Source organism: Streptomyces sp. NPDC046977, assembly GCF_040644455.1.
Taxonomy (GTDB): Bacteria; Actinomycetota; Actinomycetes; order Streptomycetales; family Streptomycetaceae; genus Actinacidiphila.
Window position 1 is genome coordinate 1 of the sequence record NZ_JBEYWO010000052.1, and the last position, 14,346, is coordinate 14,346.

At 71.3% G+C, this 14,346-nt stretch carries 14 protein-coding genes; 9 read left to right on the top strand and 5 right to left on the bottom strand.

The features are described 5' to 3' along the window. Positions 1–95: 95 nt before the first annotated feature. Positions 96–2,963, bottom strand: coding sequence for a penicillin acylase family protein (locus ABZ883_RS40390; RefSeq protein ID WP_360916359.1), 2,868 nt, complete (start codon positions 2,961–2,963; stop codon positions 96–98). Positions 2,964–3,173: 210 nt separating this feature from the next. Here ABZ883_RS40390 and ABZ883_RS40395 point away from each other — a divergent pair, with 210 nt between their 5' ends. From ABZ883_RS40395 to ABZ883_RS40410, 4 genes are all read left to right on the top strand, one after another. Continuing rightward, positions 3,174–4,673, top strand: a complete 1,500-nt coding sequence (locus ABZ883_RS40395) for a potassium/proton antiporter (protein ID WP_360916478.1) — start codon at positions 3,174–3,176, stop codon at positions 4,671–4,673. Positions 4,674–4,910: 237 nt separating this feature from the next. Beyond that, the gene (locus tag ABZ883_RS40400) at positions 4,911–6,218 is read left to right on the top strand and encodes an MFS transporter (protein WP_360916362.1); all 1,308 of its coding nucleotides are present in this window, start codon (positions 4,911–4,913) and stop codon (positions 6,216–6,218) included. A gap of 66 nt (positions 6,219–6,284) precedes the next feature. Further along, the gene (locus ABZ883_RS40405; protein WP_360916365.1) at positions 6,285–6,611 is read left to right on the top strand and encodes an FmdB family zinc ribbon protein; all 327 of its coding nucleotides are present in this window, start codon (positions 6,285–6,287) and stop codon (positions 6,609–6,611) included. Positions 6,612–6,801: 190 nt separating this feature from the next. After that, the gene (locus ABZ883_RS40410; RefSeq protein ID WP_360916367.1) at positions 6,802–7,815 is read left to right on the top strand and encodes a zinc-binding alcohol dehydrogenase family protein; all 1,014 of its coding nucleotides are present in this window, start codon (positions 6,802–6,804) and stop codon (positions 7,813–7,815) included. 56 nt (positions 7,816–7,871) lie between these two features. On the opposite strand, the gene ABZ883_RS40415 is transcribed toward ABZ883_RS40410, so the two are convergent. Beyond that, the gene (locus tag ABZ883_RS40415; protein WP_360916370.1) at positions 7,872–8,558 is read right to left on the bottom strand and encodes a pyridoxamine 5'-phosphate oxidase family protein; all 687 of its coding nucleotides are present in this window, start codon (positions 8,556–8,558) and stop codon (positions 7,872–7,874) included. Between the two features lie 630 nt (positions 8,559–9,188). On the opposite strand from ABZ883_RS40415, the gene ABZ883_RS40420 reads away from it, so the two are divergent. Together ABZ883_RS40420 and mscL are read left to right on the top strand one after the other, a co-directional pair. Then, on the top strand, positions 9,189–9,452 hold the full coding sequence (locus ABZ883_RS40420; protein ID WP_360916373.1) for a hypothetical protein: 264 nt from the start codon (positions 9,189–9,191) through the stop codon (positions 9,450–9,452). A gap of 196 nt (positions 9,453–9,648) precedes the next feature. Next, positions 9,649–10,155: a large conductance mechanosensitive channel protein MscL gene (gene mscL / locus ABZ883_RS40425; protein ID WP_360916376.1), complete on the top strand. Its 507-nt coding sequence runs from the start codon at positions 9,649–9,651 to the stop codon at positions 10,153–10,155. A gap of 30 nt (positions 10,156–10,185) precedes the next feature. On the opposite strand, the gene ABZ883_RS40430 is transcribed toward mscL, so the two are convergent. Further along, a complete protein-coding gene (locus ABZ883_RS40430; RefSeq protein WP_360916379.1) occupies positions 10,186–10,395 on the bottom strand; it encodes a hypothetical protein in 210 nt (69 codons plus the stop codon). A gap of 143 nt (positions 10,396–10,538) precedes the next feature. Beyond that, complete coding sequence (locus ABZ883_RS40435; protein WP_360916382.1) at positions 10,539–11,528, bottom strand: sigma-70 family RNA polymerase sigma factor; 990 nt, start codon at positions 11,526–11,528, stop codon at positions 10,539–10,541. A 187-nt stretch (positions 11,529–11,715) separates the two neighbouring features. Here ABZ883_RS40435 and ABZ883_RS40440 point away from each other — a divergent pair, with 187 nt between their 5' ends. Next, positions 11,716–12,285 (top strand): N-acetyltransferase family protein, encoded by a 570-nt coding sequence (locus ABZ883_RS40440; protein ID WP_360916385.1) that lies wholly within the window; start codon positions 11,716–11,718, stop codon positions 12,283–12,285. Positions 12,286–12,330: 45 nt separating this feature from the next. On the opposite strand, the gene ABZ883_RS40445 is transcribed toward ABZ883_RS40440, so the two are convergent. Then, a complete protein-coding gene (locus tag ABZ883_RS40445) occupies positions 12,331–12,834 on the bottom strand; it encodes a MarR family transcriptional regulator (RefSeq protein WP_360916388.1) in 504 nt (167 codons plus the stop codon). A gap of 106 nt (positions 12,835–12,940) precedes the next feature. Here ABZ883_RS40445 and ribA point away from each other — a divergent pair, with 106 nt between their 5' ends. Both ribA and ABZ883_RS40455 read left to right on the top strand, forming a co-directional pair. Continuing rightward, positions 12,941–13,570: a GTP cyclohydrolase II gene (gene ribA / locus ABZ883_RS40450; RefSeq protein ID WP_360916391.1), complete on the top strand. Its 630-nt coding sequence runs from the start codon at positions 12,941–12,943 to the stop codon at positions 13,568–13,570. Between the two features lie 17 nt (positions 13,571–13,587). Further along, positions 13,588–14,346, top strand: coding sequence for a class III extradiol ring-cleavage dioxygenase (locus ABZ883_RS40455; RefSeq protein ID WP_360916481.1), 759 nt, complete (start codon positions 13,588–13,590; stop codon positions 14,344–14,346).

The window sequence follows — 14,346 nt, forward strand, 5'->3', positions numbered from 1 at the left end:
CGTCGAGGACTTCGTCACCGCCGTTCGCTTCTGGACCGCCGCCCTGCGCGACCTGCTCGCGACGGAGCCCCTCCTCGTACGCGCGCGTCAGCGGCTCACGGCGTCAGCGCGAGCGTGTCCTCCGTCTTCGCGTCGACCGAGGACTTGGTGAACGCCCACGGCAGGAGCTCGCCCTTGGCCCACTTCGTCGTCTGGTCGGAGTAGTGCGAGCTGTAGGCGTGGCCGGACGCGCCGGTGAGGTTGATCCACCGCGACTTGTCGAAGTCGGCCAGCGAGACCACCATCCGCATCGACGGCACCCAGACCACCTCGTAGCCGCCGGCCGCGTTCCAGCCGGTGGCGTCGACCGCCGCCTCACCGCCGCCGAGGTTCCAGGGCCCGCGGTTCAGCAGCCAGCGGACGACGGCCGGGCCACCGGTGCCCAGCGTCTGGTTGCGCAGCTCCAGCTGGTGCAGCCGGCCCCAGCTCCAGGTGTCGATGTTCTTGCCGAGCTTGGCGGTCAGCTCGTAGCGGGCGTCCTTCATGGCCTGGGCGAACAGTTCGTCGCGGGTCGTGCGCGGCTTGCCGCTGTCCTTGTCGTAGAAGGCCGTGGGGGACGTCGTCCACCACGGGTTGTGCTCGTCGTCGATGATCGACCGCACCACCTCGAACCAGCGGTCGCCGCCGTCCGGCTGCGCCTGGTCCGCGTCGCGCTGGCCGCACTCGCGCACGAGCTTGGACTTGCCGCTCAGGTCGTCGACCGGGCCGGACCGGTCGGCCGCCGGCACGGTCAGGCACTGCCCCTTCGGGCGCAGCTCCTTGGGCAGTTTGTTGCCGAAGGCGAGCTTGAGGATGTTGCGCCAGACCGCGTTGAAGTAGGCCGCGGCCGCGGAGTCGGCGTCCTGGTTGTAGTCCCAGCCGTCCAGCAGCTTCTGCGCGTTGCGGACGTAGTCGTCCTTGTCGTTCTTGATGTCGATCTTCAGCAGGAGCGGCACCAGCAGCTTGGCGATCTCGCTGCTGTTGTCGCCCTGCATCTTCTGCATGTCGTCCATCGAGACCAGCCCGTTGTCCTTGATCTTGGACGCGATCAGGTCGTTGATCCGCTGGCTGCGCGTGCCGTAGCCCCAGTCCTGAGTGAGCAGGTAGGGGTACTTGTGCTGGTCGACCACGGCCTGGTTGGCGGTGACGATGTAGCCGCGCGGCGGGTTGTAGGCCCACGGCATGGCGTCGAAGGGGATCGGCTTGCTCCACTGGTACTTCGGGTCCCAGCCGGGGGCCGGGTAGGTGCCGTCGTAGCCGGCGGCGCGGGTCGGGACCTCGCCGGGTGCCTGGTAACCGATGTTGCCGTGGGCGCCCTTGGCGTCGGCGTAGATCAGGTTCTGCGAGGGGACCGCGAAGTCGCGGGCCGCGGAGCGGAACTCCTCCCAGCCGGTCGCCTTGTCCAGCTCGAAGACCGCGTCCATCGTCTTGGACGGAGTGAGGGCGGTCCACCTCAGGGAGATCGCGTAGCCGTCGCCGCGGTCGGGCGCGGAGTTCGGCACCGGCGCCCGGTCACCGACCTTGAGCAGCTCGGAGCTGCGGTCGGAGACCACCGGGCCGTTGTCGGTGCTGCGGACGGTGATCGTGCGGTCCGCTCCCCCGGCGACCTTGATCGTCTCCTGGCGGATCGTCAACGGCTTCTGCTTGCCGTCGTACAGGTACGTGCTGTCGGAGAGCTTCTCCAGGTACAGATCGGTGACGTCGGCACCCAGGTTCGTCATGCCCCAGGCGATCGACTGGTTGTGGCCGATGACCACGCCCGGCATGCCGGAGAAGGTGTAGCCGGCGACGTCGAAGGGGCAGGCCTGGGAGACCGTCGTGCAGTGCAGGCCCATCTGGTACCAGAGCGAGGGCATCTGGGGCGCCAGGTGCGGGTCATTGGCGAGCAGCGGCATGCCGGTGGTGGTGTGCTCACCGGCGACGACCCACGAGTTGGAGCCGATGCCGTTGCCGTTCGGGCCGAGCAGCGCCGGGATCTTGTCGAGCGTGCCGGAGAGCGAGGCGAGCTGCGACTGCAGGTTGCCGGCGGCCTCGTCGACGGTGGAGCCGGTGCCGTCGCTCGTGCCCGTACCCGTGCCGGCGTCGGTGTCCGTGCTCGCGTCCGTGCCGCTGCCCGTTCCACCGTCCGTTCCACCGTCCGTGCCCGAGTTCGTGCCGGAGCCCGAAGTGTCGCCGGACGCGCCACTCGTAGGGGAATCATCCGGTTCGTACTTGTTCGTGACGGTATCGACCGTTCCGCCGTCGACAATCGGCCGGTGCTTGTCGTACGGGTAGGCCGGGTAGAGGCCGGCGATCTGCGTCTTGTTCAGCCGGCTGGTCAGCAGCGCGCGGTCGATCTCGTCCTGCATGTTGCCGCGCAGGTCCCAGGCCATGGCCTTGAGCCAGGCGACCGAGTCGACCGGCGTCCACCGCTCCGGGGTGTAGTCGTTGGTCAGCTGGAGGGCCGCGTACTCCACGGACAGGTCGGCACCCTTGTGGCCGTCCAAGTAGGCGTTGACGCCGTCCGAGTAGGCCTGCAGGTAGTCCTTGGTGGTCTGCGAGAGCTTCTTGTCGTACTCGGTCTGCGCGACCTGGCGCCAGCCCAGCGTCCGCAGGAAGGCGTCGGTCTCCACCTGGCCGCTGCCGAACATCTCCGAGAGACGGCCGGCGGTCAGGTGCCGGCGCACGTCCATCTCGTAGAAGCGGTCCTGCGCCTGGACGTACCCCTGGGCGCGGAAGAGGTCCTGCGGGGTGTCCGCGTAGATCTGCGGGATGCCGTTGCCGTCCCGCTTGACCTGCACGGGGCCCGACAGGCCCTTGAGCTGCAGTGTTCCGGTGGTCTGCGGGAGGGAGGCACGAACGGTCGCGACGCTCCAGTACGACCCGAAGGCGATGCCCGCCACCAGCAGGAGTACGACCCCGATCACGATCAGGCGCACGCGGCGGGACTTTGTCTTGGGGGGCATCGATGTCCTTCGAGGGCAGGGTGGACCGATTGCTAGGGGCCACCTTAGGCGTAGTGTCCAGCCGCCTCCCAAGCGGTGCCGGGAGCGGGGACGGAAGCTGTACGGAAGCGGTGCAGAAGCCACTCCCGGACGGCCCGCAGAGATCGCAGCGACCCCAAGCGCAGGTAAAATGTTAGGCAGGGCAACGAACTGCGGTGAAAGGACCGGCTCCTGACTGTCGACCGCCTCAACGAGCTCCTGCTGGTGTGCGCCGCCGTGCTGCTCATCGCGGTGATCGCCGTGCGCCTTTCCTCGCGCAGCGGACTGCCGAGCCTGCTGATCTACCTGGGCATCGGTGTGGCGATCGGGCAGGACGGCCTCGGCGTGAAGTTCGACAACGCCGAACTGACCCAAGTACTGGGATATGCCGCACTTGTGGTGATTCTTGCCGAAGGTGGTCTGGGCACCAAGTGGCGGGAGATCAAACCGGCGATGCCGGCCGCCACCGTGCTCGCGACCCTCGGGATCGCGATCAGCGTCGGCGTCACCGCCGCGGGCGGGCACTACCTCGTCGGACTCGACTGGCGCCAGGCGATCCTCATCGGCGCCGTGGTCTCCTCCACCGACGCGGCGGCGGTCTTCTCCGTACTGCGCCGGGTCCCGCTGCCGACCCGGCTGACCGGTGTGCTGGAAGCCGAGTCGGGCTTCAACGACGCACCCGTGGTCATCCTGGTCGTCGCCTTCTCCGAGCACTGGCCGGTGCACAACTGGGGCGTCCTGCTGGGCGAGATCATCCTGGAACTGGCGATCGGCTGCGTGGTCGGACTGGCGGTCGGCCTGCTCGGCGCGTACGCCCTGCGCCACGTCGCGCTGCCCGCCTCCGGCCTCTACCCGATCGCGGTCATGGCCATCGCCGTCCTCGCCTACGCGGGCGGCGCCATGGCGCACGGCTCGGGCTTCCTCGCCGTCTACGTCACCTCCGTCGTGCTCGGCAACGCCAGACTGCCGCACCGTCCGGCCACCCGCGGCTTCGCCGAAGGGCTCGCGTGGATCGCGCAGATCGGGCTGTTCGTGCTGCTGGGCCTGCTGGTGACCCCGCACGAACTGGGCGACGACATCGTGCCGGCGATCGTCGTCGGGCTCGTGCTGACGATGGTCGCGCGGCCGCTGTCGGTGGCCGCGAGCCTCCTGCCCTTCCGCATGCCCCTGCGCGAGCACGCGTTGATCTCCTGGGCGGGACTGCGCGGCGCGGTGCCCATCGTGCTCGCCACCATCCCGATGGTGGCCGGGATCGAGCAGAGCGAGCGGATCTTCAACATCGTCTTCGTCCTGGTGATCGTCTACACCCTGGTGCAGGGCCCGACCCTGCCGTGGATCGCCAAGGCCCTGCGCATCGACGACCCGGGCGAGGCCGAGGACCTGGGCATCGAATCGGCCCCGCTGGAACGCCTGCGCGGCCACCTGCTGTCGATGCGCATCCCCACCCGGTCGCGCATGCACGGCGTGGAGGTCAACGAACTGCGGCTGCCGCCCGGGGCCGCGGTGACGCTGGTCGTCCGGGAGGGCAAGAGCTTCGTGCCGCTGCCGACGACCGTGCTGCGGACCGGCGACGAACTCCTGGTCGTCGCGACCGACCCGGTGCGCGACAAGGCCGAGGCGCGGCTCCGCGCGGTAGGCCGGGGCGGCAAGCTGGCCGGATGGCTGGAATCAGGGCGCGAAACCAGCCGTTAACATGGCTGCACGACAGTCACCACCAACTCTGCCTGACGCAGAGCTGGCGCGACCGCCCGGCGGCCGGACACCCGGTATCTACCTCGGTCAAGCGCGAGAGGACAGCTCTCGGCGCACCGTACGCGACCAGGCGTCCAGGGTGCGCTACCAGGCGGCAGAAAGGCCCGGGCCGTGGCATCCACGGTCGATCGATCCTCCGGTGCTTCCTCCCGTCCCCCACGTCGTCCGTCGCGTCCCTTGTGGCGAAAGCCGCGCCGGGACCGTGCGTCGTCCGGCGCGGGACGGCCCGGCTACGGACAGCTGCTGCGCACGCCCGGCGCGTGGACGTTCCTGCTGCCCGGCTTCGCCGCCCGGCAGCCCTTCGCGATGCTCACGATCGGCATCGTGCTGCTCGTGCAGCACACCACCGGCTCCTACGGCACCGCGGGCGCCGTGTCCGCCGTCACCGGCGTCGCCATGGCGCTGTTCGCCCCGCAGAGCGGCAAGCTCGCCGACCGCTTCGGACAGGGCGCGGTGCTCGTCCCCGGCGTGATGGTGCACACCGCCGCCGTGACACTGCTGTCGCTGCTCGCCCTCGCGCACGCCCCCCTGTGGGCGCTGCTGGCGGTCGCGGTGCCGACAGGCGCCTCGGTACCGCAGATCGGGCCCATGGTGCGGGCACGCTGGGCGGCCACCCTGCCGGAGAAGTCGCCGCTGCTGCCGACCGCCGCGGCCTTCGAGTCGGTGACGGACGAGTTCACCTTCGTCATCGGCCCGGTGCTGGCCACGGCCCTGTGCACCGGCCTCCACCCGGCGGCCGGGCTGCTGGCCGAAGCCGCGCTGACCCTGGCGGGCGGCCTGGCCTTCGCGGTGCAGCGACGGACCGCGCCCGCGCCGGCCGCCCGCGCCGCGGGCGGCACCCGCGAACGGCAGCCCTCGGCGCTGACCGTGCCGGGCGTGCGGGTGCTCGCGGTCGCCTTCCTCGGCATCGGCGCGGTCTTCGGCGGCATGCAGGTCTCCATGACCGCCTTCACCGAGGAGATCGGCCGGCCGGGCATCAACGGCCTGCTGTACGGCACCTTCGCCGCCGGCAACATGCTGGCCGGCGTCGTCTGCGGCGCGGTGGCCTGGAAGTCCGGGCCCCGGCGGCGGTTGGTCGTCGGCTACACCGCGCTGACCGCGGCCACCTCGATGCTGTGGGCGGCACACGCCGTGCCGCTGCTCGGCGGGCTCGGGCTGCTGGTCGGGCTGACCATCGCCCCGGCACTGATCACCGGCTACACCCTGGTGGAATCGCTGGTGCCCGCGCAGGTCCGCACGGAGGCGTTCACCTGGCTGACGGGCGCGGTCGCGCTCGGGCAGGCGGCGGCGGCCACGGCGGCCGGCCGGCTCGCGGACGGCATCGGTGCGAGCGCCGGATTCACCGTGCCCCTGGCCGGTACCGCACTGGCGCTGATCACCTTGCTGTCACTGCGCGGCAGGCTCGCTCCGCAGTCCTCGGGACTGGTCGCGGCACGTGGGGACGGCAGTGGTATCGGTCACCGAGTGCCGGTCACGGTGGACTGACGCCGCGGAATGCTGCACTATTGACCGTCGTTAGCACTCACTGAGTCAGAGTGCCAGGAGGAGCAAGTGCCGACCTACCAGTACCAGTGCACCGAGTGCGGCGAGGGCCTCGAGGCGGTGCAGAAGTTCAGCGACGACGCGCTCACCGAGTGCCCGGCGTGCCACGGCCGCCTGCGCAAGGTCTTCTCCGCGGTCGGCGTTGTCTTCAAGGGTTCCGGTTTCTACCGGACCGACAGCCGCGGCTCGTCGTCCAGCAGCGCCCCGGCGGCCAAGGCCGGCAGCGGTTCGGAGTCGAAGTCGTCCGCGTCTTCGTCGTCCTCGTCCTCGTCGACGAGTTCGTCCTCGGGCACCAGCGGCTCCTCGTCCAGCTCGGCGAGCACCTCCGCCGCCTGAGCGGAGAGCTTTGCGCGTCCGCTCACGCGGATCCGCCCGAGCGGCGCCCCACTTTCGGGTGAAGGCCCCCGTCGGTCACGACCGGGGGCCTTCGGCGTACGCCCGCTCGCGGAATGAGCGGGCGTACGCCGAAGGCCCGCCGGCCGGTTTCGTCATGCGGGGCGGCGGCTGCGGGCCACAGACTGGAGACATGCTGAGCGGTTGGGTCGTCGACCGGCCCGGGCCCATGATCACGGAGCCGTTGGTGCGCGTCGCCCGGCCGAAGCCGGCGCCGGGACCGACGGAACTGCTGCTGCGCGTCGAGGCGTGCGGAGTCTGCCGGACCGATCTCCACCTGGCCGAGGGGGACCTTCCCCCGCACCGCCGGGAGACCGTGCCGGGGCACGAGGTCGTCGGGCGGGTCGTCGCCACCGGCGAGCTCGCCGCCCGCTTCGCCGAGGGCGACCGGGTCGGTGTGGCCTGGCTGCGCGGCACCTGCGGGAACTGCGCCTACTGCCGGTCCGGACGGGAGAACCTGTGCCCGTTCTCCGTCTACACCGGCTGGGACGCGGACGGCGGTTTCGCGGACTTCACCACCGTCCCGGAGGACTACGCGTACGCGCTGCCCGAGGACTCCGACGGCCACGACGCCGTGCACCTGGCACCCCTGCTGTGCGCCGGGATCATCGGCTATCGCGCACTGCGCCGCAGTGACCTGCCGCACGGCGGACGGCTGGGCATCTACGGCTTCGGGGCGTCGGCGCACATCGCCGCGCAGGTCGCGCTGGCCGAGGGAGCGACGGTGCATGTGCTCACCCGGTCCCCGAAGGCACGCGAACTCGCGCTGGAACTCGGTGCGGCCTCGGCGGCCGGTGCCGACGCCCGCCCCCCGGAACCGCTGGACGCGGCCATCCTCTTCGCGCCGGTCGGCGACCTGGTGCCGGTTGCCCTGGAGGCCCTGGACCGCGGCGGCACGCTGGCCGTCGCCGGCATCCACCTCACGGACATCCCCTCGCTCAACTACCAGCGCCATCTGTTCCAGGAACGGAATCTGCGCAGTGTCACCTCCAACACCAGACAGGACGGACAGGAGTTCCTGGCCCTGGCGGCCAGGATCGGGATCCGGGTGACGGTCAGCCCGTACCCGATGGATCACGCGGATCGTGCCTTGGCGGACCTGGCCGCCGACCGCGTCAACGGTGCCGCCGTGCTCGTCCCGGGCTGACGGCGGGCGGCGGCCGGCGCCGAGCCCCGCTGCACCCGGCTCCCGGCTCCGGGGCTTCACTCGACGCGTATCAGGCAGCCCGTGACGTTCGAGGGGACGATCCGTATCCACAGGTCGTCCGTGCCGTCGGCCCACGGGTCGGGGTGCGCGTCCCTGGCGAGCGCGCGCACCTCGTCGGAGTCCGTGACGTGCTCGACGATCCCGAGGAGCAGCACGCTCCAGCCGGCGCTGAGGGACGCGTCGAACCGATCGACCTCGAAGGCGACCTCGGTGCCCCGCCCGGCGGCCGGCGGAGTCTGCGGTGCCGTGCGGTAGACGATGGTGCCGTCGACGACGGAGTAGATGACCGGGAGCACGGCGGGATGGCCCGTGGCGGTGGTCAGCGCGACCCTGCCGACGTCCTGCCCCGACAACCGGGTCCAGCACTCGTCCGCGCCCAGGTCGCAGGGCACCGGCTGGCCGGTCACCACCTCGTCGGGACGGCCCTCGAGATCACCCCCGAGCAGGCGGCTGGCCGTGGTCCGCAGCGCGCCCGCGAGACGGAGCAGGGCGTTGGTGCCGATGCTGTGGTGGCACTGCTCCTCCACGTAACGCACATAGCCCGGGGTCATCCCGGCCCGTTCGGCCACTTCCTCGCGGCTGAGCCCCAGTTGCTCCCGCCGCTGGGCGACGCGGCGGGACACGTCGCCCGGGTGGGACCTGGAGTTTCCGGACAGGTCGTCGTGCAGGGTCTGCCTGGGCACGTCGACCACCTCCCGTTGTCGGGCTCAGGCGCTTCTCTTCGCTCTCCAGCACATCACCGCCCGCGCCGTGCCGCCAGGTCTGAATCCGCGGTCCCCTCGACCGGGCGACGAAGTTATCCACAACCGGCAAGTTGTCCACAGGCCCAAAACGGCCGTCGGCGCCGTGGGGCATCGTGGTCCGTGCCGGTCCGGTGACGAGACCGGCGAGACCAGCGATAACAACGAGAACGACGCGGACGACCAGAACAAGTGGCGGAGGTGGCCCCCGTGATGGGTGGGAACAGCAGGAACCCCGTGAACGGCGTGAACGGCGTGAACGGCGTGGACAGCGTGGGCGATGTGGTGGCAACTGCGGTGACAGGGACAGCGCGTTCGGTCTCCCGGTCGGGCGCCGGGGCTCCGGCGCCACGCACGGTTCCGGACTTCGCACCGATCAGGGCGGGCGGCGGGGGCCGTCGCTTACGGCAGGTGCTGCGCCGGCGACGCCGGGTGGTGGCCGCGGGGCTTGCCATGACGGCCGCGGCAGTTGCGGCAGCCGCGCCCCGGGAGGCGCCTCGGCCTGCCTGGTCCGGCCGGGCGGGGCCCGCGCCCGCGGTGGTCGCCGCGGCGCGTGACACGGTACGCGCGCCGGTGCGGATCGCGGACGCGGAGGCGGTACGGCTCGTGCGCCCCGGCGACCGGGTGGACGTGATGGCCGCGGCGCGCATCGTCGCGCGGGCCGCGCCCGTGGTGGAGGTACCGCGGGAGTCCGACGGGCTCTCCGGCGTGCTCGGCCAGGACGGGGCAGGCGGCGGCGCGGACGGGGCGCTGATCGTGCTCTCGGTGCCGCGCGACACGGCCGCCGCGCTCTCCGGGGCCGCGGCGGAAACCCCTCTGTCCCTGGCGCTGCGGTGAAGGCGACGGCCGCGGACGGTGGCCGCGGGCCCGGACCGCCGGGGAGGAGAGGGCGGGTCGGGGCGAGTCGGACAGGGGTGTGTCGCGCGGCGCCCAAGCCCGTACTCTCAGAGGCCGAACCGCTCACGGACCCCAGGGTTCCGCCGTCCGTCCCGTGGTGGGCCCCGCTGATGCGTCAGGGTTCCGTAGGCCGAACATGCACGGTCGTTCGAAAGGAAATCGTCCCTTGAAGGGCTTCAAAGCCTTCCTTCTGCGTGGCAATGTCGTCGAGCTCGCTGTCGCCGTCGTCGTCGGCGCGGCGTTCAGCAAGATCGTCGATGCGTTCGTGAAGGGCCTCATCAACCCGGTGATCGGTGCCATCGGCACCAAGAACCTCGACGGCTACATCGTCTGCATCGAGAAGCCCTGCGTCGCCTCCGGCGGCGAGCTCACGAAGGGCGTGGGCCTGCTGTGGGGCTCCGTCGCCGGTGCCGCGCTGACCTTCCTGATCACGGCCGCGGTCGTGTACTTCCTGCTGATCCTCCCGATGAACAAGCTCAACGAGCGCCGCAAGGCAGGCAAGGAGGAGGCGCTGCCCGGCCCGACCGAGCTGGAACTGCTGACCGAGATCCGCGACCTGCTCGCCCGCCAGCAGGGCAACGGCGGCGGTCACACCATCCCGTCGCCCTACGACCACGGCGGCGGGAACCGGACGCGCCAGTAGGCACGGCGCGCACGGGCGCGCACGTCCGTCTCAGATGTGGTGCGGGGGCTTCTCGTCGAGGAAGCGCGCGAGATCTCCCGCACCGCCCTGCCCCTGCCGGTCGCCCCAGCCGGCGTCGGTGTCGTCGCTCGACTGCCGGTCCAGCGGGTCGTCGAAGACCAGCGCCGTCGCGGGGTCGCGGGGTTCACGCGGCCGACCGGGTGCGGGCCGCGCTGCGGGGTGGGGATCGGAACTGCTCATGGGGTCCAGGGTACGGGGGTCCCGTACCGGGCCGTCCGGCTCCGGACAGGGGTCGGGCCCCGGTGCAGGGGGGTGGCACCGGAGCCCGAGTCTTGGGTGGGGGGTGGGTGCGGGCGCCGCGGAGGACGCCCGCCGGGGGGGGGTCAGGCCGCCTCGATGGACAGCCCCGTCTGGCGCGCCATGCGCTTCAGGTCGGCCAGGGCGTGCTTCTCGATCTGCCGGATCCGTTCACGGGTCAGGCCGTGCTGCTTGCCGACCTCGGTCAGCGTCCGCTCGCGGCCGTCCACGATCCCGTAGCGCGCCCGGATGATGGACGCGGTCCGGTCGTCGAGCCGGTCGATCAGGTCCTCCAGTTCCTCACGCCGCAGCATGACGAGCACGGAGTCCTCCGGCGAGGCTGCCGAGGTGTCCTCGACCAGATCGCCGAACTGGGTCTCGCCCTCGTCGTCCACCGACATGTTGAGGCTCACGGGATCGCGCGCCCAGTCCAGCACGTCGGCGATGCGCTCCGGCGTGGAGTCGAGTTCGGCGGCGATCTCCGCGGGCTCCGGGTCGCGTCCGTGCTCACGGTTGAACTCGCGCTGCACCCTGCGCACACGCCCCAGCTCCTCCACCAGGTGGACGGGAAGCCGGATCGTGCGCGACTGGTCCGCGATGGACCGGGTGATCGCCTGGCGGATCCACCATGTCGCGTACGTGGAGAACTTGAAGCCCTTGGCGTAGTCGAACTTCTCGACGGCGCGGACCAGGCCCGCGTTGCCTTCCTGGATCAGGTCCAGCAGCGGCAGGCCGCTGCGCGGATAACGTCGCGCGACGGCGACGACAAGACGCAGGTTGGAACGGATGAAGACGTCCTTGGCCCGCGCACCTGCGGCGGCTATCGCCTCCAGTTCCTCGCGGTCGGCGCCGCCTCCCGAACCCAGCTCCTCGCCCGCGAGGAGCTGCTCGGCGTAGACGCCGGCCTCGATCGCCCTGGAAAGCTCGACTTCCTGCGCGGCGTCGAGCAACGGCGTGCGCGCGATCTCGTCGAGGTACATGCCGACGAGGTCGCGGTCGGCCATCTCGCCGTGGCCGTGCGCGCGAGCGCTGCTCTTCCCGCCGTTGGTGCTGCGGGCGACGGCACGGGTTGCCATGCGTGCTCCCTTGCGAAGGTTCGGTCGGGTGTCGGTCGAATGAGCCGCCTCTCAGCAGCTTCGCGACTACCTCTCGGCTGCCCACTCGAAAAGTGATAACGACTGGAATCCGGACACAATTCCCATGCGCAGCCCCATTTTTTACGATCTTGCAGTACCCTGTCCGGCCACAGCGAGAGGTGGATCATTGCCGAAGCCCCCGGAAGTGCAGGTCAGACCGGGTCGGGAGGAGGACCTGCGGGCCCTCACCGAGCTCTACAACCACTACGTCCGCGAGACGCCCGTCACCTTCGACCTGGAACCGCTTTCCCCGGAACAGCGCCGTCCATGGCTGCTCTCCCACCCGAAAGACGGACCGCACCGCCTTTTGGTTGCCCTCGAATCCGCGGAAACCCTCGAATCGGCCGCAACTCCGGACACCACGGCCCCGGCAGGCCGTCTCCTCGGCTATGCGACGAGCAGCCCGTTCCGGCCGAGGGCGGCCTACGCGACCTCGGTGGAGACCTCCGTGTACTGCGCCCCCGGCGCGGTCGGCCTGGGCGTGGGCACCCTGCTCTACACCGCGCTCTTCCAGGCCCTGCGGCACGAGGACGTCCATCGCGCCTACGCGGGCATCGCCCAGCCCAACGAGGCCTCGGCGCGGTTGCACGCCCGCTTCGGCTTCCGCCCGGTCGGCGTCTTCCGCGAGGTCGGCCGGAAGTTCGGCCACTACTGGGACGTCGCCTGGTACGAGAAGGAGCTCACGCCCGGCGCCTGACCCGGCCCCCTCCCGGCCGTGCCCTTCGGACCTGTCGGGCGCCGTTCAGCGCAGCCAGGGCAGGTCCGCCACTGTCCCCTTCCCCGGCTGCAGCCCCTCCGCGATGGTCCGGCAGATCTCGCCCAGCTGCCGGGTCTGCTCCGGCGAGAGGCGGTCGAAGATCGCCCCGCGCACCGCCTCGACATGTCCGGGCGCGGCGTCGGCGAGCGCCGCGAAGCCCTCGTCGGTCAGAACGGCGAGCTGGCCGCGCCGGTCGGACGGGCAGCTCTCGCGCCGCACCCAGCCGTTCTCCTCCAGCCGCGCTATGGCATGCGAGAGCCGGCTGCGCGTAATCTTCGAGCGTTCCGCGAGCTCCGTCATCCGCATCCGGCGCTCGGGCGTCTCCGAGAGCCACACCAGCAGCGAGTAGTAGGCGTGCGGCATGTTCGCGTCGCGCTGGAGCTGCCGGTCCAGGGCGTCGGAGACCAGCTGGGTCGATGCCATGTAGGCGCGCCAGGCGCGCTGCTCCTCCTCGCTCAGCCAGCGGGGTTCGGTCCTGCTCGTCGTCATGTGCCCATGGTACGAATTTATCTTGAAACCTCAAGCAATTAGGGGTACCGTCCACCCTGCTCGCTTGAAAGTTCAAGAAACACCGGGCAAGGAGCTCCAGGAACCGATGACCACCGCACCCGCGCTCCCCCAGGCCGCGATCCGTACCCGCGTGAGCGTCCCGCTGCGCTTCGCCGACGGCTGGACGACCTCCGCCGACGTCCTCACCTTCACCGGCCTCGCCGACGGCAAGGAGCACATCGCGCTCGGCCTCGGCGATCACGAGGGGGCGCCGGTACCGCTCGTGCGCCCGCACTCCGAGTGCCTGACGGGCGACGTGTTCGGCTCCCTGCGCTGCGACTGCGGGCCCCAGTTGCGGGAGGCGACCGAGCGCATCGCCGCCGAGGGCGGTTATCTGCTCTACCTGCGCCAGGAGGGCCGCGGCATCGGCCTGTACGCCAAGCTGGACGCGTACGCCCTCCAGGACCGGGGCCTGGACACCTACGCCGCCAACCGCGCCCTCGGCCGGGCCGACGACGAACGCGACTACACCGCCGCCGCCCAGATGCTCGGCGCGCTCGGCGTGGACACGATCCGCCTGCTCAGCAACAACCCCGACAAGGCGGAGCAGTTGTCCGCCCTCGGTGTCGCGGTCGCCGAACGCGTGCCGACCGCCGTGCACTTCTCGCCGGCCAACGTCCGCTATCTGCGCGCCAAGGCCGAGCACACCCACCACACCCTCGACCTCCCGGCCTGAGGAGGCCCCCCATGCGCATGCCCGCCCTCTACCTGTCGCACGGCGCCCCGCCGCTCGCCGACGACCCCGTGTGGCCGGGTGAACTGGCCGCCTGGTCGGCCGGGTTCGCCCGTCCCACCGCGATCCTGATGATCTCCGCGCACTGGGAGGAGGCCCCGCTCGCGCTCGGCGCGACCACCACCGTCCCGCTGGTGTACGACTTCTGGGGCTTCCCGCGGCACTACTACGAGGTGCAGTACGCGGCCCCCGGCGCGCCCGCGCTGGCCGAGTCGGTCCGCAAGCTGCTGCGCGGCCCGGGCATCCCGGTGCAGGACATCCCGGACCGGGGTCTGGACCACGGGGCCTACGTCCCGCTCGTGGAGATGTTCCCGGACGCGGACATCCCCGTGCTCCAGGTCTCGATGCCCACGCTCGACCCGCAGCGGCTGATGGACATCGGGCGGAAGCTGGCCCCGCTCCGCGACGAGGGCGTGCTGATCGTCGGCAGCGGCTTCTTCACGCACAACCTGGCGGCGCTGCGGCACGCCGGCGGTGTCCCCGGCTGGTCGGCCGAGTTCGACGACTGGGGCCGGCGCGCGCTGGACGCAAGGGACGTCGACGCGCTGCTGGACTTCTCGCACACCTCCCCGGCGGGCACCCTCGCCCACCCGCGCACCGAGCACTTCGCCCCGCTCTTCGTCGCCATGGGGGCGGCCGAGGGCGATCTCGGCGCGCAGCGCAGTGTCATCGACGGCTTCTGGATGGGCCTGGCCAAGCGGTCCGTGCAGTTCGGCTGA